Origin of the sequence: Sphingobacterium sp. DR205 (genome assembly GCF_011064245.1) — a bacterium.
Lineage (GTDB): Bacteria > Bacteroidota > Bacteroidia > Sphingobacteriales > Sphingobacteriaceae > Sphingobacterium > Sphingobacterium athyrii.
In genome coordinates this window covers 2,039,627-2,065,789 of the sequence record NZ_CP049333.1, presented here as the reverse complement: position 1 = coordinate 2,065,789, position 26,163 = coordinate 2,039,627, and the positions used below count along the sequence as shown (strand labels likewise).

Here is a 26,163-nt window from a genome sequence, read left to right as displayed (position 1 = left end):
AACCTTTGGAGGCAATTGTATTCGCCTTCAAAGGTTTTTGTTATATATTTGACTATTTTTGTCCCATGTTTCTCAAAAAAAACTACCTCCATCGGCACCTGTTTCTCACACTCTTCTGGCTTGTCCTCTGGTTTGCCCTGTGGATACAGGTGAAGCAGGATATGGATACAGCCAGCGCACTGATCCATAGTTCATTAATCATGATCTGTTCCATCAGTATCTCACAATTCCTGAGTGACAATATTTTGCCTAAAGCTATTAAGACACAAAAAATGAAGCCTTTTGTTTTCAAAGCTATCTTTTTCGTCCTTATTTTAGCGCTACTGATCAGTGTGGTGGATGTCTATTTTATTATGCATAGCCAAGTACTACCGGAAGATGAACGGGCCTCACTATTACTTGTTCAATGCTATAAATCGATTCCATCCTCTTTGCTGATCAATGGCACAGCCTGTGGCATCCGATTCTATCAGGAACATGCCAATATTCAGCAGGACCATAGCCAGTTACAGCAGAACTTTCTGGAAAGCCAGCTCAAATTGTTGCAAGATCAGGTCAATCCCCATTTTATGTTCAACGTATTGAATCATATTCATATCCTGATGAAAAAAAATGTAGATATGGCCGATTATTTACTATTAAAATTTTCTGACATCCTACGCTACCAGCTCTATGAATGCAACCAGTCTTTCGTGCTGTTAAGCCGTGAACTGCAATATTTACAGAATTTCATCAGCATTGAACAGATGCGTTGGGGAGATGAACTGGAAGTCAAATGTAATTGGTCACAGTCAACAGAAGATCTCCATATCGTACCGCTGATGTTGATTTGTTTTGTCGAAAATGCCTTCAAACATGTGGACCGGCTTCCAAATCAAAAAGGCAAAATCAGCCTCAACTGTACTGAAAAAAATGGCCATTTCCGATTTCAAATCAGCAACAGCTATCAGGCCTACCCACAACAGGCTTCGACCAGACATTCCGGAATTGGATTGGAAAATGTCAAAAAGAGATTGGAACTGCAATACGAAAAAAACTATTCCCTGACGATCAAAAAGCATGATAACAGCTTTTGTGTCGAATTGACAATTGATCTTAATTGCTAAAAAATGGAACAAACAAAGATGAGATGTATCATCGTAGACGATGAGCCATTGTTACGGCAGCATATTGCCGAAATGACCGAGCAAGTTGATTTTTTGGAGCTTGTGGATACTTTTCCCTCGGCCCTTGCGGCGGCGTCCAGGTTACAACAGGGTGATATCGACCTCATATTTTTGGATATTAATATGCCGTACCTCAATGGGATTGATTTTTTGGAGTCTCTCGAGAATCCACCCCCATGCATTTTTATTACAGCCTATTCGGAGTATGCTTTGGAAGGTTTCCGCTTACAGGCCATAGATTATCTCCTAAAACCAATTGTTTTTCAGCGTTTTTTTCAGGCGGCAACCAAAGCCTATCAACAATTTGTGCAACGTAGCAAAACGTTACAGGATCCCAGTCCCAACGACACCATGCTCTTTGTCCGACAAGGCGACGCCTTTGTAAAAATCTCATGGACCGACATCCTTTATGCCGAAAGTATGCAAAATTATACCAAATTACATTTTAAAGAGCGGACACTTACGATCCATCAGACCATGTTGGCACTGGAAGAGGCTTTGCCCGCTAATCATTTCTTTCGTATTCATAAATCTTACCTTGTCAATGTCAACCATATTGATATCATCTCCGGTGGGCGGGTATACATTGCTGAGCAAGAGTTGCCCATTTCGCGTACAAAAAGAGAGGAGCTTCTCCAAAACGTCGTTTTTAAGAAGCTCCTCAGCCGTTAATAGGGCATATTCCATTTAAATCCAGCAGAGGCATAGAACGTTGGCGAGAAACGGGGATCAGCCTGTTTCTTGTCTTTGAAAATACTCTTTATGGATCTATCGTTTTCGACATACATCCGTGCGAGTGTGCTTCCCCCCGTCAGTTGTAACTTGAGGTGTTTGCCGAGGTTAAACTGGGGCTGAAGACCAGCTGTCAAAAGCATAAATCCTCCGAGTGTGGACTTTCCGTCCTTTTCGCGTTCGGCCGTCATCCCGTCTAGATTGACCACCGCTCTTAAATCCATAAATTTGTTAACTTGATAAGCAGCGGAAAGACCTTGGGGAAAATTCACATTGAATTTTACTTTTCCATTTGTTTTCCAGTCAAAATACAATCCAGGTAGGACCATCGGTACGCCGAAGCTATTGCTCAGTATCGGCCCAAAACCAAAAGCTAAATTGGGTTTAAACCGTTTGATAAAAAGTGCCCCTCCCTGCCCCAGCACATCTTTACCATCTACTTTGACCAGATCAGAATAAACACCAACAGAAGCAAAGGTCAGTAGAGACCAATTTTTCTTTAGCGAGGTCAAATATTGCAGTCCTATCTCAGCATTCAGCATTTCTGTCGGAAAGAGCGATTGCTCATAGTTACGATTTTCCATTTTCGCATAGGCAGCCCCCACTTTCCATGACCAACGTTTAATGTTGCCCATTGAATCCACCTTGGTCGACAAGGGGATCTCAAGATTAAACCGTATCCTTTTGAAATCACTTTTTGAACCAGTCTTTACACTATCTTCCGGTCGGATATAGTTTGATAGCGGCACGTAATCAACGACAACCTGTCCAGATACTGCATTTTGGGCATGTGCAGTCATTGACGCTAAGCCACTGAACAAGATGGCACATAAAATTTGTTTCTTCATGTTTTTTCAGCAAAGGAAGGTTTTGCTGCTCAGAAGCAGGAAATATTTTGACGTAGTGCTGCTCACCGTTGACCAAATGCAGCACTGACACGATCTCGAAAAAACAATGAGCTAGAAGCCCCACTTTATATCTCATCAAACGGTGCATGTAAAAAGGGTGACATCAAAATAAAAAATTAGTGCGAGTAAGTAGATGTAGCATAAAGACTAGCCCGTTATACGGCAGAAGCGTCTTTTTCATCAGATGAAAAAGACGCTTTGACTGTCGTTTATGTCTCCTGGTTTTTTCTAAACTCCTCTGGGCTGCGCCCCTTCTTAGCTTTAAAAAATGTGATGAAATAAGGCACATTTTCAAACCCAAGTTCAAAGGCAATTTCCTTTACCGTTTTGAAGGTATGGTACAATAGGCGCTCCGCCTCCAATACGATCCTATCCCTGATCAGTGCACCACAGCTAATAGCTCTCCTTTCACGACAAATTCGGTTCAGATAATTCACTGAAATATTCAGCCGTTCAGCATAGAAAGACGGAAATCGTTTATGCTTATAATTTTCATCAACCAAGGTCTCAAATGCAACTATTCTTTCCTCCTTTTCATCCATCTGCACAAAGCCGAAATTTTTAGTGATTTGCCGACCCAGCATCTGAAGTAAAATATTCAGATAATTGCGTAGCACTTCTCTTGAACCCAATTTTGCTATATCATATTCCACCTGCATCAATTCCATCAAATGAATACAACGTTCAATTTCATCACTTGTCAATACAAAGCCATGCATCTGGTTACATTTTAAAAAGTTAAAATAATGTATCACTTCCGTATTGTACCGCTGCATAAAAAATGCTTCTGTAAATAGAATAATACATCCTTCAACAGGTACATGATGCTGGAAACTACAGACGCAATTGCAACTTATGCTGACGATATCATGTCTGCCCATGGCATACATTCTTTTATCTGCTACCATCATCAGGTTGCCGCTCTTTATCAACAGCAAGCTGTAGAACGAGCGTGCATGCAATGTGTTCTGGTTTCCCTTGACTTGTAAATACTCGGCTATGGGCATAATAACAATCCCGTTGGAAGCCGAATCAATATCTTCTAGTCTTAAAAAATCTAGTTTTTCTTTTCGTATTACCATTGTCTTAGTCTTTTCATTAATAAAAAATTCAAGGGGAATGGTTATACGATAGGAGGTTTAAAAATCCGCATAAAAATACCTTGAGACAATTGATGATCTCTGGATTGCGGATAACATATTTTTAAAATAAAGCTAAACGGACACTCCGAGCTTACGGCATCGTCAAGTCGTGCGAATAACAGTATCTCGGCACTTTTCACCTTGACGAGCACATCGCTGACATCCTTCTGTTCGAGTGTTTTTTCGCTAATGTAGCAGAAACCTTTACAGGTCGCGACAGGACCATAGCGATTGATACATAGGTTTTGTTCGATATAATCACGATTGCATTCAAAGCCAATAAATACCCACAACAGATTTGTTGCCTGCAGGCAAATTGCCCAGGCCATCAGTACACTGAATAGTGCTTTCAATTTGTAGGATTTCATTCGCTTCAATCTATCACTTTGTCACACTATTCCGCTCACGGAGGTATTCCAAAATTGCCCGCGCTTCTTCCTGCTGCAAGCCCAGACTTATCATTGGAGACGCAAACTCCTTACTCAGTGCCTTAGCATCCGGATCTTTGTCAAGCATGGTCCCGGGATCGAGCATCATATTCATGATCCATTCCGGTGTACGGCGCTTGACCACTCCGTCAAGCGATGGACCTACCAGTGTCCGGTCAAAACCATGGCACATCGCACATTTTGAGACGAACAGTTCTACCCCCTTGTTGGCAAGCTGCGCGTCGAAGGGTTTGTGTGTAAAAGATGTAACGGCACCTACCCCTTTGGATCCCGTCGTTATATAATCCAACATTTCATTAGTTGATTTAGTCTCTGCTGGTGCTGCAGCAGGACCTGTTGAGTCCGTTTTTCTGCCGCCATTGCCTCCACAGGCGATGAGGACAATAAACACAAGACAAGTAAGGACAATATTTATTCTAGCTTTCATTTCGCTCTCTTTTTTATTTTTGTTTAAAACAGTAAATCAGTTTTCCAAGCCATATTTTTACCGTTGATCAGACGATTCGATATTCTCATCAAGCTTGCTGATCTGACCTAGACAACTGGTGTCCCAATCGGCCCCCGAAACATACGCTGGGGAGTAATAAATGGCACGGAAAACTATGCAAAAGTCATCCCTAAAGGGAAAAAGACACAGGGATTGCCTCATTGGTATAAAAAGGCAATCGATTATCAGGCAAATTCCTTAAAAAGACATTAAACGAGCGGTGGGTGAAAAATAGAAAAGATGGGGCTGTAAGCATAATCTTCGTTTACTTCCGGAAAAGTGCGTGTTGCAGCATCTTCGTCGTACACCGAAGTTTCGAAGATAAAGTTCAGGGGATTGTTGATAAAGACAACATCAATAATGCGTGTTTCAAGGTTTTTTTGTTCCTTTTCTTCGTGCTCACGCATCTTTTTCATCAGTATGCATTGCCCTCTACAGGAAAGGGCTTGTTCGTTGAAGCGGTTGACACATTCATACTTGGCTATATAATCCCTATTGATCTGAAAAACGGTCCATATCCATACTGTTGAGAAGCTTTGTAGGAGCATCAAAGGCAGTAAGATCCATATGAATTGTTTCGCTTTCATGAGTTGGCAATGTAGCAAATATAATAATTGTTGCCATTTGAGCTAGAATTATTTTAGCATTCGCCCTAAAGGATTGATTTAGGGCTGTCCATCTATTCACAAGCGACGATCAGGTATGTAATATACCTGATCGTTTTACTGCCTAAGGTTTCAAGAAATCCAGCTCAGTTATGGCCAATGAGCTGCCATTTCCGGCAATCACTGTAGATTCAATTTTTACGAACCGTGCTTTTTTAGTATTTTTTAATCTAAATGTACGGGCCGTAGGGTCATTGATCAGAATTCGACCAATATCCGGAACACACTTCCGGGATCTTTCACCCAGGCGCTAAGAGCAGCATGTGCTCCGTCAGGAGTGCAGACAGCGGTAATCAGTTGTTCCACTGGGCAGGTGCCTGATTTTAAATAATCCATCACCGCTTCAAAGTCTTTTGGCAATGCGTTCCTTGATCCCATGATATCCAGTTCCTTTTTCACAAAAAACTGTGTATCAAAAGGAATAAGCTCCTTTGCATAACCAATGAAGACCACTCTTCCAGTAAACGTCACCGCATCAATTGCCGCCAGATAGGTTTCCTGTCTACCGACCGCCTCAATGACGACATCGGCGCCCATGAAGTTGGTCAGCTCATCCAGTCGCTGCTTTAAATCCTCCGTCGCTGTATTGATGCTGAATTTTGCGCCAAGACGTTTGGCCAGAGCAAGCTTGCTTTCGCTTACGTCTGCAGCGATAACCGAAGCTCCACGTCTGACGGCCCTAATTATTGCCCCTATACCGATCATGCCACATCCCAAGACCAATACGACATCATTATCGGTTACCGATGCCCTATCTACGGCATGAAAGCCCACACTCATCGGTTCGACAAGCGCCAGCTCCTTTGCAGACAGGCCATCTCCCGGGATTACCTTTTCATAGGGTACCGCTATATAATCCGCCATAGCACCATGACGTTGTACACCCATAGTTTCATTGAATTGACAGGCATTGGGCTTATTATTTTTACATGCGGCACAACGTCCGCAATTGGAATATGGATTTACGGTGACCCGCATACCCATTTGAATTTCAGGTGATACATCCGCTCCTATTTCGACCACCGTCCCCGCAATTTCGTGGCCGGGAATAATGGGCAATCTGACAAGCGGATTCAGTCCCCGAAAGGTGTTGAGGTCAGATCCACAAAACCCTACATAATCTATTTTGAGCAACACATGTCCCACCCGCAAATCAGGTCGTGGCAATTCCACGGTTTGTACAAGACCTTCTTTTATAATTTTTATCGCTTTCATTCCCTTGATGGATATTTTTGTTTTTTAAATCAGATATTATTGATTCATGGCTTTTTAGGTTTCTCCCCACTTTGCGACGACACAGGCGTGGCAACCAAAAAGTACATAAAATACCTTCTTTTTCTATTGGTTCGTTTTATCTAACTAACAAAATTAGAAGTAATCTCTTTGAATAAAAACCACTTTATCGACCAAAACTTTCACAAAATCGACAATATCTCAATAAAACTGTATCAGCTTAAAAGTCGACTCAACTTCCTCAATAGCGACTCAGTTTTATCATGAAGAATAATTTTTTACATGATTTTAAGCATTTATTACATGGTCTGCTGGATTTATATCCCGTCTTTTGATTAAGGTGTCAAATCATTAATCAGTTCATAAGTTTGGAGTCTACATCGCCAGACGTTCCATTAAAATATCTTAGAATCCATGAGGCCAGTTTATGCTAAAGCGCTTGAAAATTATAAACACCGTATTTTTGAAATCCGAAAAGAGAATCAATTTTCCGGAGCATATCATTTTCATAATGAATGCCAATTGACCCACATTATTCAAGGGAATGGCAGCAGATACATAGGAAATCAATTCGATGATTTTGAAGCTGACGAGCTAACATTTATTGGACCGGGCCTTCCTCACGTTTGGTACCATGAAAAAAACGTAGGTATAAACAGCCCAGTCCCCGAATCCTTATCTTTATTTTTTCACCCCGATGCAATCAGCTCAATGTGTTCGTCGTTATTCGACATTACAGTTCTCAAGGCATTCTTAGCCAAATCTAAGCAAGGGATGTTATTTTATGGGGCCACAAAAAGTAAACTAACAAAGTTGCTCCGAAAAATGCTCGGTGCGTCCGACATTCAAAAAACGGCCTGTTTATTTGAGTCCTTAGCAATTCTTCTTGATACGGATGAGTATACTTTGCTAAACAGTGAGCCCTATCTTATTAGTCCTTCAAAGAATTATGGTGAGGCCATTGATAATGTTTACAATTATGTTTTTAAAAACTTCGAAAAGAACATTTCGTTAGAAGAAGCGGCCAGGTTAGCTAACTTGACAAAACCCGCATTCTGTCGGTTTTTTAAAGCGCGTACAAAAAAAACCTTTTCGCAGTTCGTAAATGAAGTCCGGATTCAGGAAGCCTGCAGACTGTTAGGCCAAGACGAAAACCAGATCACCCATATTGCTTATGCCTGTGGATTCAATTCTTTACCCAACTTCAACAAATTTTTTAAATCCATCAAAGGCACTACGCCATCCGACTATAAAAGTAGATTATTCATATAACAAAGGGATTTCGCTAGATTCAGATCGTGAGCTTCTTCTACTGACATAGCCCGGTAGCTCCATATCGACTATAATTCAAGCTTCCAGACCGAAACCCCTGTCTTCTAATCCTCCAGCATTAAACCCGTCAAATAAACTAAACAATAAAGTTGTCATTTATAGCAAGAGAAACCCTACTTATTTTAGATAGTTTTTAGTATTTTGTATTCCAAATTGGTTAAACCTATCTAATATATGAAGAACACTTTAGGCATCAAGGATATCGCCCGGATGCTCCAGATTTCGGTATCAACGGTTTCACGGGCTTTTCGGGATACACATGATGTCAACCCCGAAACCCGGGAAAAGGTGCTGGCACTTGCCAAGAAACTGAATTTCAAACCCAACAAAAATGCATCGGCCCTTGCTTCCGGTTCAACAAAAAATATTGGCGTGATCATCCCCTTTATCACGAATTATTATTTTTCCATGGTAATTTCAGGTATCCAGGAGGAAGCCTATGAACGTGACTATAATGTCATATTATATGTGACCAATGATAATGTGGCACGTGAGAAAACGCTTTTGGAAAACCTTTCAACAAGCAGTCTGGATGGGCTTCTGATTTCGATCTCTTCAGACTCATCGACCAATGCGCATTTCGAGCAGCTCATGGCCAGAGGAATGCCCATCGTATTCTTTGACCGGGTGCCCCGCGACATCCGCGCTTCAAAAGTTGTTCAGGATGATTTTGCCGGTGCCATGCAGGCCACCGAATACCTGATCCAGCAGGGCTACCGTCGCATTGCCCACATCGCCGGTCCCGAAAACCTGCAGTTTACCCAACAGCGCCTAAACGGCTACCTTCAAGCATTGGAGCAACATGACATCTCCGTAGATAAGCAGCTTATTGTGTTCTCCGGTTTCTCCCAGGGACAGGGTGTCACAGATACACAGCAACTGCTTGCTCTCCCCGATCCTCCTGACGCCATCTTCGCTGCCAATGACCGCAAAGCCGTAGGTGCTATCCTGACCATTAAACAGCATGGGCTACGGGTAGGCCGCGACGTTGGCGTCATTGGATTCACAAATGATCCCATCGCTGTTGTAGTCGAGCCCAATTTAAGCACCATCGAAGAACCTGCCATGGAGATCGGTAGAAAAAGCTGTGCGTTGCTGATCCGCCATATCAAAAATCGGGATTTTGAAGTTCAGGACATCATATTGCCCGGAAAGCTGATCCAACGGGATTCGACCAATCGGCCGCGTGGCTAGTCTTTATTTGCTATACCGCAGTTCACCTGCAATCAGGCTGTGCTGGATATTAATATGATCATCAAAAAGCACGAGATCCGCATCCATGCCTACTGCTATCGATCCGATCTGATGATCTAGTCCAAGCAAGCGCGCCGGATTGACTGTCATCATTTGTATTGCCTCTGGCAGGCTCACGCCCCCCTGATTAATCATAGTCCGGAGCAGGCGGTCTGCCGTAGCCACACTGCCCGCAAAGGAAGAGCGATCAGGCAATTTGGCGACACCTTCCTCTACAATCACTTCAGTCCCCCTACGCAGGCTTCCAAGCACACTTTTCCCTTCGGGCATGCCTGCGGCACGCATTGCATCGGTAATCAATATCATTTTGTCCGTGCCCTTCACTTTATGGATCAGCCGCAGGAAAGGTTCGGGCAAATGCACCCCATCGGCAATAATCTCCACATCGACCTGGTCGAGAAGAAAACAACTTTCAATGGCTCCGGCATAGCGGTAGGCATTGCGCCGCGTCATACCGGACATTCCCGAATAAAAGTGCGTGGCCAGGCGGTAGCCCACCTCCACTGCAGGCAGGATCTCCTCATATACCGCATCAGTATGTGCCAGAGCCAGCAGGATGCCGTAACTGCGTACCGCACGCCCAAAGTCCAGTGCCCCCGGTAATTCAGGTGCGGCACTCCAACGGCTGATGATAGGATGATAACGCTCGAGGATGGGGATATATTCCTTCGGGTCAGGATTTCGGATGTATTTCGGATCCTGTGCCCCCCGTTGGTTCATCGCAAAATACGGACCTTCCAGATGCAGGCCCAGAAAACGGCTCCCCACTGTGTTTTGTTCCCGCGCCAATTCATAAACCGAAAAAAGTTCCAGTAGTTCTTCGGGTTCACTGGTCAGGGTCGTGGGCAGCATGGCGGTGGTACCATGGCACAGATGCGTTTCGGCAACCGTCAGAAATGCAGCCACGGTATTGTCCATAAAATCCGCTCCACCACCACCATGCACATGAATATCAATAAATCCCGGTGCCAGATAAAGCCCTTGCCCATCCATCCATTCGGCTGCCGACCAGGCTGCATCGACGGCCTCCCTGGCTACATACCCTTCCTTGATGGCTACAATTTTACCATCGGCAATCCATAGTGTTCCGTTTGCAATCATGCGGTCAGGCATGATGATATTGGCATTCGTAATAATCCGCATATTAAGTTGTTGTCTTCGTTTTTCCGATCCATCGCTGAATCCGGTGCCCTTTAAAGGCATAAAATACCAGGTATAAAAAACAGGGCGTCAGTATCCAATAAGCTGTTTTAGGATCCATGGCATCTGCCAGTATCCCATAGAGCAAAGGTAGGAGTGCATTACCACAGAGCCCCATGATCAACAGGGCCGACCCCTGCTTGGCCAGCGGACCAAGCCCTTCCAGCGCCAATGGCCAGATACCTGCCCAGATCAGCGCATTCGGAAACCCGATCAGCACGATAAACCAAATGGAGATATCCAGATCCATCTGAAAGAGGACAACATGTCCGTGTGTCGTCACCACCAAGATAGACAAAATCAGCCCAAAAACCGTGCAGAAACGCAGCATTGTTTGCTGGCTAAATACCTTAGGAATCAGTATAATTCCGGACAAATACCCCAGTATCGTTGCCGTCAGTGTATACGAGGGCAGCGCCTTAGCTTCCAGCAGTGATAAGCCCATCGCGCCCGCATAGTTTATAATCGTATCAATCGCAATAACCTGTGTGCCGACATGCAGAAATATGGCCACAGCGCCCAGGATCAGGTGCGGATATTGAGAAATACTTCTGTTGCCACCATAGCTATTTTCCGCTGCCCCCTGCTGTTGGTCGAGTTCAGGGAGGATGGAAAATTTGACCAGCACCCCAATTAGAAACAAGATGATACCGACCACGGTATAAGGGCCGACAACACGTAATATCAATTCATCCAATGCCAATGCACGTACGGCATCCGCCATATGGGGCAACTGCTTAAAGAGTTCATTGTCCTGTGGTCTCAAAATGACATAGGAAAAGAGTAAAGGAGCCAGTATTCCGGCGCCCTTATTGCAGATCCCCATGATACTGATGCGTTGTGCCGCCCGCTCCTTTTCGCCGATCAGCGTAATATAAAGATTGGCCACCGTCTGTAGTAGCGCCAGTCCACTCCCCAAGGTGAATAGCCCCAGCAAAAAGATCGGATAAGCCCGGTTATAAGCCGCGGGAACAAATAAAAATGCCCCCAGGGCCATAATCCAGAAGCCTATCATAATTCCATTTTTGTAACCTATTTTTTTAAGCAGGTAAGAAGACGGCATTGACATCAGCAGATAGGAAATATAAAATGCAAAAGCAACGAGGTATGATTGGAAATTACTGAGTTCACAGGCTATTTTAAAATACGGAATAAGGATGGCATTGATCCAGGATACGAATCCAAAGATAAAAAACATCATACCGATGATGCCTATGGATATCCAGGTGGTTTTCCGATCGGGTGCTAGTGCTGTCATAAGATTCCAATTAGCCTAAAAGTGATGCCGATTCCGCGTCCAGGTAGCAGGTGCAGTCGGGGTGCTGCTGCAATATACTGGCCGGATACAAGTTGGAAACCGGTTTTGTCAGGCAGTTTTTCACCGCCTGAGCCTTGCGCCCGTCCGGTACGGCACAGATAATTTTCCGGGCCGATAGAATCTGCTGGATAGACATACTGATGGCTTGCAGGGGCACTTCCGCCAGTGAACCAAACCAACCTTCCCCCAGTTGCTGACGTCGGCACTGTTCATCCAGGTTGACCAGCAAATAGGCCTCTTTGACGTCAAAATCGGCGGGTGGATCATTGAAAGCCAGATGGCCGTTCTCCCCGATTCCCACAAAGGCGACATCGATCGGATGCGCTTTGATCTTGTTATGCAGACGTATGCATTCCGCGGCCGGATCCTCCTCACCATTGATCAATATCACTTCTTTTAACGGTTCTACCTGATTCACAAAGCGCTCGGTCAGGTATTTTCGGAAACTGGCCTTATGACTGATCGGCATACCGATATATTCGTCCAGGTGAAACATGCGTACCTTGCTCCAGTCGATGGAATCACTGGATACCAAGGTTTCAAGGGTTTCAAACTGGCTCTGTCCCGTCGCCAGGATAATGTTGGCTTCGCCTTTTTCCGCAATGGCGGCATTGATAGCTTCAATTCCTGCAGTTCCTGCATGTTGTCCGAGTTCTTCCCGGGTTTTAAATGTTCTAATGTTCACGTTTCTTGATTTTATAGCTTTATTCTTGTTCAATTTTCATTTATGATGTGGCGGCGACCGTCTCTGTTACCAGGTCTATATCATGTACTTTATTATTTTTCCAGTTGCCACAGGTAAAATCCGGCACTTCAATCGGTTGGGATCCATTGGCGACAGACCATTCGCTCAAGGGACCAATGACGCTCCAGCTGGCCGCATCATAGACATCCATATCCATCGGCAGGCCATTGCGCAGGCAATCGATCAGGCGCCAGTCCATCATAAAATCCATACCGCCATGGCCTCCGATCTGCTTGGCTAGTTCCCCGATCCTTTTGACTATCCCCGGCGTATATTGCTGCTCCAGCTTGGCCATCTCTTCGGCAGGCAGAAAGTCAGCATGGCCGATGGCGATCTTACCCGGCAGCGGATATTTCTGTGCAAAAGCTTTGGTGCCACTGATCAGATGAAGGCGCGAATAGGGTCTGGGCGAACTTACATCGTGCTGCAGCATGATTGTACTGCCGCTATGGGTCAGGATATTGGATATATTCATATTTCCGCGGAGCGGCTTTTCCGCATAGCCCTCAAACTGTTTATCTTTCGCTGCCATTTCCTTCGCTTTCTGCTGGAGCATAAAATCTTTGGAAGACATGGAACTCATATATTCCATCTTATTTCCGCGGTTTACTTTCAGCAGCTGACATACTGGTCCCAGACCATGTGTGGGATATAGATTGCCGTTGCGCGCTGCATTCTCCTTAAGCCGCCAAAAATCAAAGCGCTTTTCGGCATCGAAAAAGCTTTCCAGGATATCATGGATATAAGCGCCCTCACAGTGAACGATATCGCCAAAAAATCCATTCCGGGCCAGATTTAAGGTCAGGAGTTCAAAGTAATCGTAACAGCAGTTTTCGAGCATAACGCAGTGCTTTTTAGTTTTCTCCGAAGTCTGTACCAGTCGCCAGCAGTCCTCCACGCTCGTCGCCGCTGGGATCTCCAGGGCTACATGTTTTCCCTGTTCCATCGCATAAATGGCCATCTCAGCGTGCAGTTGCCAGTGTGTCGCAATATAGATCAGATCATACTCTGCCTGTTCACACATTTTTTTCCAGTGTTCCGCATTTTCAGTAAAAAGTTGGGCAGGATGGCCGGCAGTTTTGATCCTGCCTTTGGCTTCAGCAGCTTTCTCGGGCCGTACATCACATATACCGTTGATTGCTACACCTTCGATCTGGCTCAGGCGCTCTACCGCGGCTGAGCCCCTATTGCCGACGCCAATAAAGCCGACCCGTACCATGGGTATTTTTGGAGCTGCATAGCCTGACATATTAAAGGTAGAACTGTATTTTTTTGTTGCCTCCAACCTGATATGATCCAGTTTGGCCGTTGTCGCAGCCTTATTTTCCTGTGTACAGCCAGTCATCAATCCAATTCCGGCCAGTCCTGACAGTTTTAAAAATGATCTTCGATTTGTTCCCATAATATTTAGTTGATAAGGAGTACTCCTTCGTTATTCAATTGCTTTTTATAGCCCCGTACTTTGTCCTGTAACTGCTGTTTTTCGGACTGATCACACAATTTACCGTTCAGATGATAGAGCTCCTCGAGGCTGGCTTGTTGTTTGTTGAGGGCCAGTAGCATCGGGATATCACCCCAGCGGAGTATACCCTGCATATGAATCGCCATATTGTAGCTATCCAGTACACCGCTCTCGTCCGGCAGGTAACTGACAGGCAACTGCCGCAGCAACAAGGGCTGCCCGGTGTCAACCAGCACATTGCTGATCAATGCAGCGATGGCGGTCTCACGGTCAGCAACAAGCAACCGTTTGTAGCTGCTATATTCTTGTTGCAGATAGTCGTTGATAAGCCCGATTTCAGCTGCCCAGATCCCCATCATGTTGCTGCCCGTCCAGAGCAGGGAGCGAGATAATGTATGAAAGCGTGGCAGGGCACCATCGATCTGATCAGCATTCATGGAGGCGCGCTCTCCGAGCCCGTATAGATCTACCAGCACAACCCCCTCACCTTTAATCCGTAGGGCGTCAATCTCCGACAATGGCGCCTCTTGTTTACCTTTTGAGGGAAAGTAGACATGCATGGCATTCGCCGTTGCATGGGGCGGGCTAATCAACAACGGAATCAATTGCCCGGCGGTATTCTCCAGCACAACCCGATTCCAGCCCTGCTGCGGCTCCAGCGACTGCACATGGAGTAAGTGGTCAGCAGTATCCATCAGGATCATTTTTTGCAGTTGTTTTTTATATGCATCTCCATCCAGCGGCGAGGTGGCTATCTGCGATTCAACACGGCTGAATTCTCGGCTGACAAATGCTGGGATACTGAGGATACCAGCATTCTTGCGCCCTTTTTTCAATACAGCCAGCGCATTGGTATCCAAAGGATGGAAATCGGAAATCCGGTGATGATCTCCCCGGCGCCGCACGGTAAACACCCTGTCAAACCAGCTGATCATACTTCTGTTCATTTCTTCGGTATAGCTGTGTGGCTCATCAAAGAGTTCATAGTCGAGTCGTTCGGCTATACCCTGCTCCTCATAAGCGCGCTTCGCAATGCGAAAAGATTTGAGCATCTGTTGTGCATTGAAGGCCGCATTACCATCGCGGAGTGCCGTAATAATTTTGATTGCTTTGGGTGCCATTGCCTGCAAAAGTTGCCCTTCTTCAAAATGCAGCAACCCATTCGGATGGAGTTCACAGACACAGTTGCTGTTCATGATATAGGCGCGGAAGGTACCGACGCTAACGACGGGGACAGCTGCTTTGACCCGAGGGTCCATAGCTGCCAGCCACATGGTCTGATTGCCACCACCGCTGGCTCCGGTAGCTCCTATTCTTTCGGGATCCACCTCAGGCAGATCGCAGAGCAGGTCAATCGCACGGCTATTTTCGAGCAGCTGCATTCCCATCAGGGGCGTGCCCAGATCGAGCAGCGCCGACCCTAGGTTGGCCCCATGATATTCATGCTGATGCCCGCGGCCACGCTCGCCCGAGCCCATGGCATCAATGCATAAACATACATAGCCGCTGGATGCCAGCATGTGCGCCGTGCGCTGGACAATTTCACTGCGCCGTCCCGGAGGCCAATGCCCATGGCTGTTCAGTATTGCCGGGAAGGGGCCTTTGCCTTTGGGTACATATAAGCTTGCCGGGACATATACTCCAGGCAAACTCTGGAAGACCAAGGTATGGATGGTATAGCTCTCCTGCTCGATCGAAGAAATAAGCTGCATATCCAATGGCGGCACTTCGAATCCGTCCAGCCTCAGGTTATTTCTTACTGTCCGGATAATTTCCTGCGGATCTGCCGCAGCGTCATAATTCAGTGCCGCCATAAGCTGTTCCACCCGGTCGTCCATCCCAGCCTTTAACGGATCTATTTGTGCCGGCATTGCCAGTACATTAGGTAATACTGGATGTTGTTGTGCTTGTATGTTCGAATTTAATCCCATAAATATACCTAAAGATATCAGCCCTATTTTGAAGTCTATCATTGTAATTTACCCAAATTAGTCCACATCCCACCAGAGTTTTGTTGCCGCATTGTCGGTACCGCCAAGCAGCGCGCGCCCCTTGTTAAGTTCGGTCAGATTGTCCGTCGCTTCAGTCAATGGATAAGGTAACCTCTTGATAAATGTCCCTACAGGCAGATCCGCGTTATCCGACTGGATCAGCGGATACATTTTAGGGAATCCTGTACGCCGGTATTCCGCCCAGGCCTCCATGCCATTGGGGTATATGGCCAGCCACTTCTGTATGCCGATCTGTTCGCGCTGTTCAGCAGGACTCGCCGCCCATCTGACAGGGGTACTGGCTACTGCAGCTGAATTGTGGTAGTCACCCGGCGCTGCAGGTACACGATCTGAAATTATGTAGCTGTTGATCTGAGCCGATTCCGTTACCCCCCATTGTTCCATACTGGTTTTTATGCCATCTTCATACAGCTGTTTGGCCTCACCCCCCATATTCCAACCATTTAGCGCTCCTTCTGCCCGAAGGAAAAAAGATTCAGCGGTACACATCACATGAAAGTTTTGCGTAAAGTTTCCTTCGATGGCTGCACCATTGTAGCGTACCCAGTATGTACCCACATTGGAATTGGACCCCGACTGGTTGCGTACATTGCCGAGGTCGGTTGCCGTAGCACCATTGCGGACACTATTAAATACTTTTCCAGTGTAACTGGGCTGAAAATAAATACCTAGTCTCGGATCAGCATAGCCTTTTAAATAAGAGGCTATGGTAGAGCTCATGGAAAACTCATTCCATACGGCAACTTGAGCAAGTCCGTTGGTATCATTGCCCGATAAAGACTTGAGCATGCTGGCATTGTGGGAATTGCTAGACATTAAGCCTGCCGCCACAGCGGCCTCCGCTTCGGTTTTTGCTTTACTGGCATCCACTTTAGCGATGCGCAGGGCCAGTCGCAGACGGAGTGAGTTGGCAAAACGGATCCAACGATCGGTATCCCCGTCAAAAATCAGGTCGTAGCCCTGAAAGATCTTCGTCCCCGCAGGGAGCGCCTTTAAATTGGCCACGGCAACCGTCAGTTTTTCAAAGAAATCCGCATAGATCTTATCCATGGGATCATAGGGAATGACATCATTGGCTTCGGCAGCACCGAAATACGGGATCGGTCCAAAATGGTCTGTCAGGCGATGGAAGGCATAAACCCACATAATATTGGCCAATGCAGCCTCCCCCGATTTGGGATCGGTATTTTCAAGAATACTTTTGAGCTGAGGTGCCGTATCCACATAGACAACGGTCCAGAACCGGCGCTGCCAGTCCGGCGTCAGCAGATAGCGGTCCGTGCTGAAGGAATTCGTGGTCAGTGCAAAATACTGGGCATATAAATCTGCGCCCAGGTTTTGTACTGTCTGGTAAAAAGATCTGTTCATCGCAGCCGAAGACTGGGCCTTGGCAAACATAAAAGGCAATTCACGCTGTGTGATCACCGTGATATTATTGGGATCAGTATTGACATCCTGAAAGTCTTTTGTACAGGACAGCAAGCTTAATGCTAATAGCGAGGTATATATCGTGCTCTTTCTCATTTTTTCAAGGATTTAAAAAGTTAACTTCACATTCAGCCCAAAGGAGCGGACTGTAGGCGGCAGGCCCACTTCGACTCCCTGAAAATTACCTGCGCCAAGCGCTGCTTCCGGATCAATAGGATTATCCGTTTTGCCTATGCCCGGAATATCCAGCTTGGATTTTCCGCGGTAAAAGAAAAATAGGTTGCGGCCCGTCAGCATCAGCTGCGCACTTTTGATCGCTGCTGTGCTCTTGAGGTTAAACTTATAACTGACAGACAGTTCACGCAAGCGTACATTGGTCATATCATAGGTAAAGAACTCACCCCAGGCATCACGGCCATTCTGCGACACGCGAGTCCAGAGCTGCTGTGCCGTGATGGCCTTGGTATTGGTGGCACCACTGGCATCCACGGCATCCAGCACCAGACCTCCATCGCGATAATCAGCAGTATAATCCGCCACACCGAAAGCCGCCAGGTAAGCCGAAGTTCCCGATACGATCTCACCGCCGATACGAGTATCAATCAAGGCATTGACCGTGAAATTTTTGTAACGCACCGAATTGGACCAGCCCAATAAAGCCTTTGGGTTAAAATTACCCAGTTTCTGATTGGCCTCGACCACAGGAAGACCACCATTGTCCACCACATATTTACCGGTCTGCTCATCTCTTTTCCACTTATAGCCATATAGATCACCATACCGCTCTCCTTCATTGACTACTACTGAAGCATATTTGGTATTTTCGCTGATCGTCGCACGTTTTGTTTTTTCGTGCAGTTCTATCACCTTGTTGGTATTGGCGGCAAAGTTGAGGGTGGTCTGCCATTCCAGATTTTCTTTTTTCAGGGGTGATGCGGTCAGCTGCACCTCGATTCCCCTGTTTTCAATATTTCCGGCATTGATATACTGCCGGCTATAACCACTTGCCATGGGCAGACCGAGAGACAGCAGCTGGTTGATCGTATTGCTTTTGTATACGGTCAGGTCAAACCCCAGTCTGTTGGCAAAGAACTTCATATCCAGCCCGGCTTCATAGGATTTTGTCAGCTCCGGCTTCAGTTCGGGGATCATTTTCATTGGTGAGCGTGAGATAAAGCCCTTTCCGGCACCGAGACCAAAAGAATACAGTTGCTGGAGCAGATAAGGATCCGGGTCGTTACCCACCTGCGTATAGGAGGCACGCAGCTTGCCATAGCTGACCCAAGCCGGTAGTTTGAGCCATTCGTTAAAGATAGCAGATACACCGACCGAAGGATAAAAGTAACTGTGCGGTGACTTCAAGGTCGAGGTCCAGTCATTTCGTGCCGTCATATCCAGAAAAATATTGTCAAAAAAAGCCAGCTGCGCACTTCCGTAAACTGAATTCATACGTCGCTGATAGCCATTGATCAGGAGAAATTCAGGTGTTGTAGCCATTTTTAGGCTAAATTCATTGGGAATGGATAGCCCATTGGCCATATTCTGAAAGCTGGTATACTGCCGGTTTAAAAAACTTGCACCGACATTGTAACTGATTTTAACGGCTTCACTGATTGAATTCTTTCCGTTAAATAAGAGATCAAAATTGCGTTCCTGATAGCGCGCATGTGTTTCAAAATACTTACCGCCAGGACGGACATCCCCAAGGGAAACTGTACCCGCATAGAAAGAACCGTCTGTCTTATCAATGTATTTATCATAACTGAACCGTCCCATGACATTTAACCAATCCGTCAGTTGATAGGTTGCCGAGCCCATGGCGGTAATACGGTCCCGGACCTCATTGACCGAGGTACGATTGGTGCTCCAATAGGGGTTGTCGTAGACGGCAGAACCGGACCAATATTTCCGTTGTGGCTCGCCGGTGACGGGATCGATGGTTTCATAATCCTGTAGTTCAGCCTTATCCATATCCCTTGGCATCACATAAGCTTCTATGGGGATCCCCATATCACCCAGTCGGGGCCGGTTGTCGATCTGCTGGTTGACATAGTTGAGCTTAACATCGGTTTTCAACTTAGGGATCAGCTCCGTATTGACCCGCAGGTTGAGGCTATTCCGTTTGAGGTCGTTGCCCGGAATGATGCCGCCGATCTTATTATTGGTGTAGGAAACGTAGCCCTGCACCTTTTCGGTACCACCATAGGTACTGACACTGTTGTTGAAGGTAGCCGCATTTTCAAAGAAATCACGGACATTATTTTTGTAGGTCGTGCCCAGAGGGCCCCAGCTTTCGCCAACATTGGTACCCGTGACACCTCCATTTCCACGGCCATAGCTATTCTGGAATTTACTGAGCAGGTTGACCTGGTCCAGGGATGCGCTGCCGTTGTAATCAATTTGGTACCGGCCCGCTTTGCCCTGTTTCGTTGTAATAAGGATAGCACCGTTTGCTGCCCTGCTTCCATAAAGCGCTGCAGCCGAAGGCCCTTTGAGCACATTGATGGATTCGATATCATCAGGATTGATATTCGCTGCCCCGTCACTTGTACCATAATTGTAGGTGGTGCCGCTGGCCTGCTGCCCACTGGAATTATCGTAGGGCACACCATCCACGACAATGAGCGCATTGTTGTTGCCCGTAATAGATTTGTTACCGCGGAGAACCACCCTGGCAGATGCCCCAGGCCCTGTTGCTGCGGTGGTGACCACAGCACCGGCGACTTTCCCCGTCAGGCTGCTCAGCACATTGCCACTATTGTCACGGGCATTGTTGACCGCAGCACCATCCAATTGTTGCGTCGCATAAGTCAGTCCCCGGACCTGGCGCTTGATCCCCAGTGCGGTGACGACCACCTCTTCCATCTGCTGGCTTTCCGTTTCGAGTGTGATCTGAAGGTCGCCCGTGGCGGGAACAGCGATTTCAACGGTTTTGAAACCGAGCAGCGAAATCTTGAGCCTATCTCCTCCATTGGCCGTAATACTAAAATTGCCCTGTTTGTCAGTCTTTGTGGCTAGCTTGTTCATCAGGTTGCTAACCGTAGCCCCTACCAGGGCATTTTGGTCAGTAGCGCTGCTGACCCTTCCTTTGACGGTTGTCGTCTGCGCCGCAGCGATGCCTGTCCAAAGGAAGAGACAGCCCAGCATCGTGCCAACGGCAACTGTGCGATTACTGTGGATATGAACTATCATAATTTATCCATTTTTAGGTAAGATTTTGAGTTTATTCAATTGCGTTATATCCCAAAGAAAGATCTTAACGAACAGAAATCCAACAGATTTACCGGATAAAGTAGCGGTAGCGTTATCGTAAATTGAGCAATCATAGCTACATCAAGCCCTTCAAAAAAAGGTAAAAATACCAGTCCGCTTCTGTTAATTCTAGATCATACAATATCATTTTGGGGTAATAATAATCCTCAAAAAAGAATCTTTTACTATCCAAAACTTACTTTTGAATTCAAAAAGTCAATAAAGGTATTCAAATGAAAAAAAAAAGCACATACATCGCACTGTTCGCCGTTCTCTTTCTTATCCATGGCTGTAATATGTTTGATGTCCATCCCTATTCCGGAAAAATCGATGGAAGGCAACATATTAATGCTGAAAATATTGCAAAAATAGAGCATGAATACGCCCAACGAGATACCATTAGATACGCTTTTATCAGTGATTCGCAGCGATGGTACGACGAACTTGACGATTTTGTAAAAATAGTCAATAAACGTAACGACATTGATTTTATTATTCATGGTGGCGATCTCAGTGACTTTGGCCTTACCAAAGAATTTCTATGGCAGCGTGATATTCTGGACAAATTAAAACAGCCTTATGTCGCCTTGCTTGGAAATCACGACTGCCTCGCCAATGGTGAAGAGATTTTTCAGCAGGTGTTTGGCAGTCCCAATTATAGCTTTATAGCTGGGAAAACAAAATTTCTATGCTTAAATACAAATGCATTGGAATCTGATTATTCCACGCCGGTACCCGATTTTTCATTTATTGAGCACGAGCGTCAGACGGATAAAGGGCGCTTTGAGCAGAGCGTAGTGGTCATGCATGCCAGGCCGACATCCGATCAGTTTAACAACAATGTGGCATCTGTCTTCCAATACAGCATTAAACAATACCCCAACTTGCTCTACTGCAATAATGGCCATGACCATACTTACCAGAAAGATGATATTTTCAAGGACGGCATCGTCTACTACGGCACCCCCAACATCGGCAAACGTCAATTTCTAATTTTTACAATCACCAAGGATCACTATACTCATGAACTTGTCTCCTATTAAAGCACGCAGATCATTCCTCTTGTTTGTTTCCCTTTTCTTTTCCACAATCAGTGCGGCCCAGATACTCGTCCAAGAGCACGGCACGATTCCCGGTACCGACAGCAGCAGCGCGCATATCGACAGCAACAGCAGCAGGGAACTAAAAAAAGCGGCCTTCAGGCTTGTACCATCGAGTTACCTCGTTCAGTACGCTGGGTCCATCGGTTTATTTTCGGCGGGTGCAGGTTGGGATTATGGTCGGCAGAAACAGTGGTCGACCGACTTTTTGCTAGGCTATGTACCCAAGTATGATACTGACCGTGCCAAGCTTACCTTAACCCTTCGTCAGACTTATACCCCTTTTACGGTAAAGCTCCATGAACAAGTCAGCTATCATCCACTGCGCACCGGGGTGTATCTCAATACCACGCTGGGCAAACAGTTCTGGTACAAGGAGCCCGACAAATATCCGAACAGCTATTATAGCTTCTCCACTAGACTACGCATCAATATTTTTGTTGGCCAGGACTTCAGCTATAAATTAAAGTCCAATTCCTCCTACTTTGAAGGAATAAAATTTTATTATGATCTACATACAAGTGATCTGTACCTGGTCAGTGGTGTTCAGAATAAATACTTAAAATTTGATGACTACATAGGGCTTGCGCTCGGTATCAAATTGCAGATCAGACGGAAATAGGCGAGTCAAATTAAAATAGAAGGTAAAAGACAAAGATATGCGAAAAAGCGGCGCCGACAGACCGCCATCTCAGTCCAATGTACTGAGGGTCTGCATAAGGCTCCGCATATCCTGTTGTATGGAGCGGATAGTCGCCTGAAGCTCATTGTGCATATTGGCCAGATTATGTAATTCTTCCGCGATGAAGACGCCACCCTCCCTAAAATAAAGTTTCTCCTGGGGACTATTCAATTGATCGTCCAAACCATATTTTAACCAGCGTTGCCGGGTTGTCTCCAGCAGTGAAAGATTTTCAGAGTTACTAAATCTCTTCTCCGACAAAATCCCCCAGACCGACGCCGGATAGATCTGCGCAGTATTATTTTGAAACCAGATGCTCTGCAGCATATTGCGTTCCATATGCATTCTGACACGCTTTCCTTTGGGATTTAGGGTCATAAATCCCAATACTGCTGTTCCTACCCCACCTGCTATGCTCAGCCCATTATTAAGCTTATCATTTTTGATTGTTGTTGCTGTCACAGCAGTGACAGCTCCCAAAAGTATGGAAGCCACAGTCAGACGCGTTTGCCTATTCGAATTCAATTCATCTATATAGGCGGCTAACTTATCGATACGCTCACCATTACAGTCCAATTCCGCTGCGATGGCATTCAATTCCGTTTCAAACAGCATACATTGGTCAGTTATCTTTTGTTTCGCAACCAGCTTCAGCGGCGTGTTGTCCGGATTGTTCAAATATGCGATGATAGTCGGCGAAAGGTTGAGGTATTTGACCAATACAAAATCATGAGCAGAGAAAATAGTACTCAGCCTAATGCTGTCAGCAGATGGAATTACTTGTACAGGAATTGATTTATAAGTGACATTTGGCGCACAATAGTTCTTTGTCAGCGTCTGCACCTGCACATTATTGATCCATGTCGAGCAACCGGTCAAAACCAGGTTAGACAATACAAGAAAGGGCCTTAGTTTTAAAAGCAGTAATTTCATCATGGGAGTCATACCTTGCATTCAAAAACAATAGACCAAAAAAAATGTTTTGAAAAAACCAACTTCATCCCGCCATACATTTACATACCTATTGGGGAAACATCAATTTTACTGAAGCTTCCGTTGCATTTTTATTTTCTAAATGCAACATTTTAACTGCCCAGATTTCAGCAGATGTTTTTAGACGATCATCTTTTTATTTGTAATAAGTCTAAATAGAACGTATATTTGTTCGCTTTGAAAAACGCAGTACATAAAATAACACTCAACAAAAGGCAATTTGAGGAGTTTTTCCAATTGTATTGGAAGAGAATGTATTCTTTCGCACTCAAAAGCATTGGCGATGAAGATGATGCCAAAGAGATTGTCCAAGATGTTTTTAAATCCCTATGGGAAAGAAGAGCTGATCTTCGGTTGCAGGATGCAGAACGCTATCTTTTGCGCTCGGTGAAATTAAAATCACTGGAATTTCTAAGGAATAGGGGCAACAAACAGCGACACCATGAATTGATCTCAATCAGCAAAACTGAATTTTACGAAGATAATAACCTCTATTACAAAGAGCTTAAAAATCATTTGGATGATGCTGTTGACTCATTACCCAAGCAATGTAAAAATGTATATAAATTGAGCCGTGACGAGGGATTAACCAATAAAGAAATAGCCACAAGCTTACTAATTTCAGAAAGAGCAGTCGAATACCATATTAGTAAGGCATTAACAGTAATTAAAATCAGACTTAAAAAGTATTGTAATATCCATATTGCCCGGTTTCTATTAATTACTTTTTTGTACTTTTGAATGTATACGGATTATCAAAAAATGGAAATCAACCAGGATATACTAAAAAAATATGCTTCCGGTCAATGCGGTGAGGCTGACAAACATTTAGTCGAAAAATGGTTGAACAATGATTCCTGGGATAGTATCGCGGAGAGCAATCCTATAAACGAAGAAATTGGATCCGCCATGTGGGACAAAATTAATTCGGACGCACGGCAAAACAAGCGAATAAACTGGGGCAGGATTATCGCAGCAGCTTCTGTAATTTTTGTGCTCGGTTTTTCTATGTTCTATTTTTCTCATCCTACCTTGGACAATCAGACCTTTACCAATTCATCTGCTGAAAATAGCAAGTTCTTCACCGAAGAATATTACGATGTGCAGTTAAGTAAAAATAGTACGGCCAACATTGATTTGGTCAATAAAAAACTGGCCTTCTCCGGTGATTTTATCATAAAACCTAAACGGGATTTCGAGCTTCTGGATAGTAATCAGAACAAATTTGTATTTAAAGCCGGAAGAGAGTATTTTGTGTCGAATTCTCCGGATTTTGGTAAAATTGTAGCGTTTCAAAAAAGTGATCTGGCTTTTTTACCATCTACTATGCAAATTAAAATCAGGGAACAATTTCAAAGCATTTAATTGACAAGTATGAAGCGATTACTAGTGTTGTTTTTCCTTATAACTTCCATTTTTTCGTGTACGCAAATTTCAGAAAAAAATATAGATCCCACCTTTGTCTTTTGTCTGTTCAATAAAGAAGAAAACCCCACCAGCTTATTGTTTACCGAAAATTTAGATGACGACGGAAGCCCTACCCTCCAGATTCCATTGTCCAGTTCGCGTATTCAGGAGAGAGAATATATCTACAAAAATGGTTTCTTTTATCGATTATCGAGTCAGACGTGTGTCTTTACAAAATACCAATTACAGGGTTCATCCTTTGTCCTTGTAGACAGTATACAATTAAAAAACCGTGATTTTGAAACCATTACCTGGAAAGATGACGACAACCTAATTGCTGTCTGTCGGGAAGACGCCGGAAATAGAACACCGCAAGCTAGACTATATCAGATCAATGTTGCAGGGATGAAAATCGTGAAACAAGATACGATTGTTCTCCCCTTTGCCAACAAGGAATATAGCGCGCTGCACCTAGGGCTTGTGAATATTGAAAACAACGATCTTTGGCTGGCCTACTCCTTCTTTAAATCAACGGGGAAGTATGGCCATACAACATCCGACACGACCTACTACGCCAGCATAAAATACGATAGTTTTAAACTTAAAAATATTCAGAAAGAAACACGTTCAACTTATCCGGGCGGCTTCAATATCATACAATCCTATAGTTTTAAAGACGAAAAAGGCGATTATTACTTTATGACCAATCCTGGCATAGCACTGGGAAATAACCCGAAATTACCAACAGCTATCTTTAGAAAAAAGAAAGGCCAGCAATCCGTTGATCAAGACTATATGATCAATATTTCCAAGTCAATCGGAAATCACGCCTATGGGATCTGGTATGTTGGCAAAGGCAAGGCAATTATCCGCAACGAACAAAAGAAGCTCTATACCGATTTCTCTAATTTTCATGCTGTCTATCAGTTTGAATACAGGTTAGTTGATCTGCAATCCGGTTCTATAGAAAAAATCCAGGTTCCTTTGGATAAAGGGACCCAAAAAGAAAACGTATGGACGGATGGAAAGTACGCGTATTTTGCCATAGATGATTCAAACGACCAGCACCGTGTCTGGAAATATGATTTACAGACCAAAGAAATTTCGAAAGGACTTAAGCTTCCCAAGATTACCAATTTTACCGTACGAATGGATTATTTAAAATAATAGACCTATCCTCGACAAAAAAAACAAAC

23 protein-coding genes are annotated in these 26,163 nt (G+C 45.0%); 9 read left to right on the top strand and 14 right to left on the bottom strand.

Annotated features, from left to right (window positions below; translation table 11 throughout):
• Positions 1-65: 65 nt before the first annotated feature.
• Together G6053_RS08605 and G6053_RS08600 are read left to right on the top strand one after the other, a co-directional pair.
• A complete protein-coding gene (locus tag G6053_RS08605; protein ID WP_108632474.1) occupies positions 66-1,106 on the top strand; it encodes a histidine kinase in 1,041 nt (346 codons plus the stop codon).
• Between the two features lie 3 nt (positions 1,107-1,109).
• Complete coding sequence (locus G6053_RS08600) at positions 1,110-1,838, top strand: LytTR family DNA-binding domain-containing protein (RefSeq protein ID WP_206531898.1); 729 nt, start codon at positions 1,110-1,112, stop codon at positions 1,836-1,838.
• Here the strand turns inward: G6053_RS08600 and G6053_RS08595 are convergent.
• The 6 genes from G6053_RS08595 to G6053_RS08570 form a co-directional block, all read right to left on the bottom strand.
• On the bottom strand, positions 1,835-2,746 hold the full coding sequence (locus tag G6053_RS08595) for a DUF6268 family outer membrane beta-barrel protein (RefSeq protein WP_165306191.1): 912 nt from the start codon (positions 2,744-2,746) through the stop codon (positions 1,835-1,837). The two genes, G6053_RS08600 and G6053_RS08595, sit on opposite strands and share 4 nt — an antisense overlap.
• 269 nt (positions 2,747-3,015) lie before the next feature.
• Positions 3,016-3,888: a helix-turn-helix domain-containing protein gene (locus G6053_RS08590; protein ID WP_165306190.1), complete on the bottom strand. Its 873-nt coding sequence runs from the start codon at positions 3,886-3,888 to the stop codon at positions 3,016-3,018.
• Positions 3,889-3,929: 41 nt separating this feature from the next.
• Positions 3,930-4,316: a hypothetical protein gene (locus G6053_RS08585; protein ID WP_165306189.1), complete on the bottom strand. Its 387-nt coding sequence runs from the start codon at positions 4,314-4,316 to the stop codon at positions 3,930-3,932.
• Positions 4,317-4,329: 13 nt separating this feature from the next.
• Positions 4,330-4,824: a cytochrome c gene (locus tag G6053_RS08580; RefSeq protein ID WP_165306188.1), complete on the bottom strand. Its 495-nt coding sequence runs from the start codon at positions 4,822-4,824 to the stop codon at positions 4,330-4,332.
• A gap of 269 nt (positions 4,825-5,093) precedes the next feature.
• Complete coding sequence (locus tag G6053_RS08575) at positions 5,094-5,471, bottom strand: hypothetical protein (RefSeq protein ID WP_165306187.1); 378 nt, start codon at positions 5,469-5,471, stop codon at positions 5,094-5,096.
• A gap of 276 nt (positions 5,472-5,747) precedes the next feature.
• Positions 5,748-6,764 carry a zinc-binding alcohol dehydrogenase family protein gene (locus G6053_RS08570; protein WP_108632481.1) on the bottom strand — a complete coding sequence of 339 codons (1,017 nt, stop codon included), beginning with the start codon at positions 6,762-6,764 and terminating at the stop codon, positions 5,748-5,750.
• Positions 6,765-7,196: 432 nt separating this feature from the next.
• On the opposite strand from G6053_RS08570, the gene G6053_RS08565 reads away from it, so the two are divergent.
• Both G6053_RS08565 and G6053_RS08560 read left to right on the top strand, forming a co-directional pair.
• Positions 7,197-8,054: an AraC family transcriptional regulator gene (locus G6053_RS08565; protein WP_165306186.1), complete on the top strand. Its 858-nt coding sequence runs from the start codon at positions 7,197-7,199 to the stop codon at positions 8,052-8,054.
• 234 nt (positions 8,055-8,288) lie between these two features.
• On the top strand, positions 8,289-9,308 hold the full coding sequence (locus G6053_RS08560; protein ID WP_165306185.1) for a LacI family DNA-binding transcriptional regulator: 1,020 nt from the start codon (positions 8,289-8,291) through the stop codon (positions 9,306-9,308).
• 3 nt (positions 9,309-9,311) lie between these two features.
• Here G6053_RS08560 and nagA read toward each other — a convergent pair whose 3' ends face one another.
• The 7 genes from nagA to G6053_RS08525 are packed head-to-tail and all read right to left on the bottom strand — an operon-like array spanning position 9,312 to position 20,725.
• The gene (gene nagA, locus G6053_RS08555; protein ID WP_241254955.1) at positions 9,312-10,571 is read right to left on the bottom strand and encodes an N-acetylglucosamine-6-phosphate deacetylase; all 1,260 of its coding nucleotides are present in this window, start codon (positions 10,569-10,571) and stop codon (positions 9,312-9,314) included.
• Complete coding sequence (locus G6053_RS08550) at positions 10,513-11,826, bottom strand: sugar MFS transporter (protein ID WP_165306184.1); 1,314 nt, start codon at positions 11,824-11,826, stop codon at positions 10,513-10,515. The genes nagA and G6053_RS08550 overlap by 59 nt, the downstream gene beginning before the upstream one ends.
• 10 nt (positions 11,827-11,836) lie before the next feature.
• The gene (locus G6053_RS08545; RefSeq protein ID WP_165306183.1) at positions 11,837-12,571 is read right to left on the bottom strand and encodes a glucosamine-6-phosphate deaminase; all 735 of its coding nucleotides are present in this window, start codon (positions 12,569-12,571) and stop codon (positions 11,837-11,839) included.
• A gap of 40 nt (positions 12,572-12,611) precedes the next feature.
• Entirely contained in the window at positions 12,612-14,033 is a 1,422-nt protein-coding gene (locus G6053_RS08540; protein ID WP_165306182.1) for a Gfo/Idh/MocA family oxidoreductase, read from the bottom strand.
• Positions 14,034-14,038: 5 nt separating this feature from the next.
• The gene (locus G6053_RS08535; RefSeq protein ID WP_165306181.1) at positions 14,039-16,066 is read right to left on the bottom strand and encodes an acetylxylan esterase; all 2,028 of its coding nucleotides are present in this window, start codon (positions 16,064-16,066) and stop codon (positions 14,039-14,041) included.
• A 15-nt stretch (positions 16,067-16,081) separates the two neighbouring features.
• Positions 16,082-17,629: a SusD/RagB family nutrient-binding outer membrane lipoprotein gene (locus G6053_RS08530; protein WP_241254954.1), complete on the bottom strand. Its 1,548-nt coding sequence runs from the start codon at positions 17,627-17,629 to the stop codon at positions 16,082-16,084.
• Positions 17,630-17,641: 12 nt separating this feature from the next.
• Positions 17,642-20,725 carry a SusC/RagA family TonB-linked outer membrane protein gene (locus G6053_RS08525; protein WP_165306180.1) on the bottom strand — a complete coding sequence of 1,028 codons (3,084 nt, stop codon included), beginning with the start codon at positions 20,723-20,725 and terminating at the stop codon, positions 17,642-17,644.
• Between the two features lie 293 nt (positions 20,726-21,018).
• On the opposite strand from G6053_RS08525, the gene G6053_RS08520 reads away from it, so the two are divergent.
• Positions 21,019-21,828, top strand: a complete 810-nt coding sequence (locus G6053_RS08520) for a metallophosphoesterase (protein WP_165306179.1) — start codon at positions 21,019-21,021, stop codon at positions 21,826-21,828.
• Positions 21,809-22,507 (top strand): hypothetical protein, encoded by a 699-nt coding sequence (locus G6053_RS08515; RefSeq protein WP_165306178.1) that lies wholly within the window; start codon positions 21,809-21,811, stop codon positions 22,505-22,507. Before G6053_RS08520 ends, G6053_RS08515 begins: the two co-directional genes overlap by 20 nt.
• 69 nt (positions 22,508-22,576) lie before the next feature.
• On the opposite strand, the gene G6053_RS08510 is transcribed toward G6053_RS08515, so the two are convergent.
• Positions 22,577-23,503 carry a hypothetical protein gene (locus tag G6053_RS08510; RefSeq protein WP_165306177.1) on the bottom strand — a complete coding sequence of 309 codons (927 nt, stop codon included), beginning with the start codon at positions 23,501-23,503 and terminating at the stop codon, positions 22,577-22,579.
• A gap of 234 nt (positions 23,504-23,737) precedes the next feature.
• Between G6053_RS08510 and G6053_RS08505 the strand changes: the two genes are divergently transcribed.
• The 3 genes from G6053_RS08505 to G6053_RS08495 are packed head-to-tail and all read left to right on the top strand — an operon-like array spanning position 23,738 to position 26,134.
• Positions 23,738-24,301 carry an RNA polymerase sigma-70 factor gene (locus tag G6053_RS08505; protein ID WP_241254953.1) on the top strand — a complete coding sequence of 188 codons (564 nt, stop codon included), beginning with the start codon at positions 23,738-23,740 and terminating at the stop codon, positions 24,299-24,301.
• Positions 24,302-24,322: 21 nt separating this feature from the next.
• Complete coding sequence (locus tag G6053_RS08500; RefSeq protein WP_146190974.1) at positions 24,323-24,925, top strand: hypothetical protein; 603 nt, start codon at positions 24,323-24,325, stop codon at positions 24,923-24,925.
• Between the two features lie 9 nt (positions 24,926-24,934).
• Complete coding sequence (locus G6053_RS08495; RefSeq protein WP_165306176.1) at positions 24,935-26,134, top strand: hypothetical protein; 1,200 nt, start codon at positions 24,935-24,937, stop codon at positions 26,132-26,134.
• Positions 26,135-26,163 lie beyond the last annotated feature (29 nt).

What these genes read in the sequence shown, in the direction of transcription:
- G6053_RS08595 (WP_165306191.1), bottom strand. Translation starts at nt 2,746, where the DNA reads ATGAAGAAACAAATTTTATGTGCCATCTTGTTCAGTGGCTTAGCGTCA.
- G6053_RS08515 (WP_165306178.1), top strand. Translation starts at nt 21,809, where the DNA reads ATGAACTTGTCTCCTATTAAAGCACGCAGATCATTCCTCTTGTTTGTT.
- G6053_RS08495 (WP_165306176.1), top strand. Translation starts at nt 24,935, where the DNA reads ATGAAGCGATTACTAGTGTTGTTTTTCCTTATAACTTCCATTTTTTCG.
- G6053_RS08520 (WP_165306179.1), top strand. Translation starts at nt 21,019, where the DNA reads ATGAAAAAAAAAAGCACATACATCGCACTGTTCGCCGTTCTCTTTCTT.
- G6053_RS08535 (WP_165306181.1), bottom strand. Translation starts at nt 16,066, where the DNA reads ATGATAGACTTCAAAATAGGGCTGATATCTTTAGGTATATTTATGGGA.
- G6053_RS08560 (WP_165306185.1), top strand. Translation starts at nt 8,289, where the DNA reads ATGAAGAACACTTTAGGCATCAAGGATATCGCCCGGATGCTCCAGATT.
- G6053_RS08570 (WP_108632481.1), bottom strand. Translation starts at nt 6,764, where the DNA reads ATGAAAGCGATAAAAATTATAAAAGAAGGTCTTGTACAAACCGTGGAA.
- G6053_RS08600 (WP_206531898.1), top strand. Translation starts at nt 1,110, where the DNA reads ATGGAACAAACAAAGATGAGATGTATCATCGTAGACGATGAGCCATTG.
- G6053_RS08540 (WP_165306182.1), bottom strand. Translation starts at nt 14,033, where the DNA reads ATGGGAACAAATCGAAGATCATTTTTAAAACTGTCAGGACTGGCCGGA.
- G6053_RS08565 (WP_165306186.1), top strand. Translation starts at nt 7,197, where the DNA reads ATGAGGCCAGTTTATGCTAAAGCGCTTGAAAATTATAAACACCGTATT.
- G6053_RS08525 (WP_165306180.1), bottom strand. Translation starts at nt 20,725, where the DNA reads ATGATAGTTCATATCCACAGTAATCGCACAGTTGCCGTTGGCACGATG.
- G6053_RS08590 (WP_165306190.1), bottom strand. Translation starts at nt 3,888, where the DNA reads ATGGTAATACGAAAAGAAAAACTAGATTTTTTAAGACTAGAAGATATT.
- G6053_RS08510 (WP_165306177.1), bottom strand. Translation starts at nt 23,503, where the DNA reads ATGATGAAATTACTGCTTTTAAAACTAAGGCCCTTTCTTGTATTGTCT.
- G6053_RS08580 (WP_165306188.1), bottom strand. Translation starts at nt 4,824, where the DNA reads ATGAAAGCTAGAATAAATATTGTCCTTACTTGTCTTGTGTTTATTGTC.
- G6053_RS08605 (WP_108632474.1), top strand. Translation starts at nt 66, where the DNA reads ATGTTTCTCAAAAAAAACTACCTCCATCGGCACCTGTTTCTCACACTC.
- G6053_RS08585 (WP_165306189.1), bottom strand. Translation starts at nt 4,316, where the DNA reads ATGAAATCCTACAAATTGAAAGCACTATTCAGTGTACTGATGGCCTGG.
- G6053_RS08550 (WP_165306184.1), bottom strand. Translation starts at nt 11,826, where the DNA reads ATGACAGCACTAGCACCCGATCGGAAAACCACCTGGATATCCATAGGC.
- G6053_RS08575 (WP_165306187.1), bottom strand. Translation starts at nt 5,471, where the DNA reads ATGAAAGCGAAACAATTCATATGGATCTTACTGCCTTTGATGCTCCTA.
- G6053_RS08530 (WP_241254954.1), bottom strand. Translation starts at nt 17,629, where the DNA reads ATGAGAAAGAGCACGATATATACCTCGCTATTAGCATTAAGCTTGCTG.
- G6053_RS08500 (WP_146190974.1), top strand. Translation starts at nt 24,323, where the DNA reads ATGGAAATCAACCAGGATATACTAAAAAAATATGCTTCCGGTCAATGC.
- nagA (WP_241254955.1), bottom strand. Translation starts at nt 10,571, where the DNA reads ATGCCTTTAAAGGGCACCGGATTCAGCGATGGATCGGAAAAACGAAGA.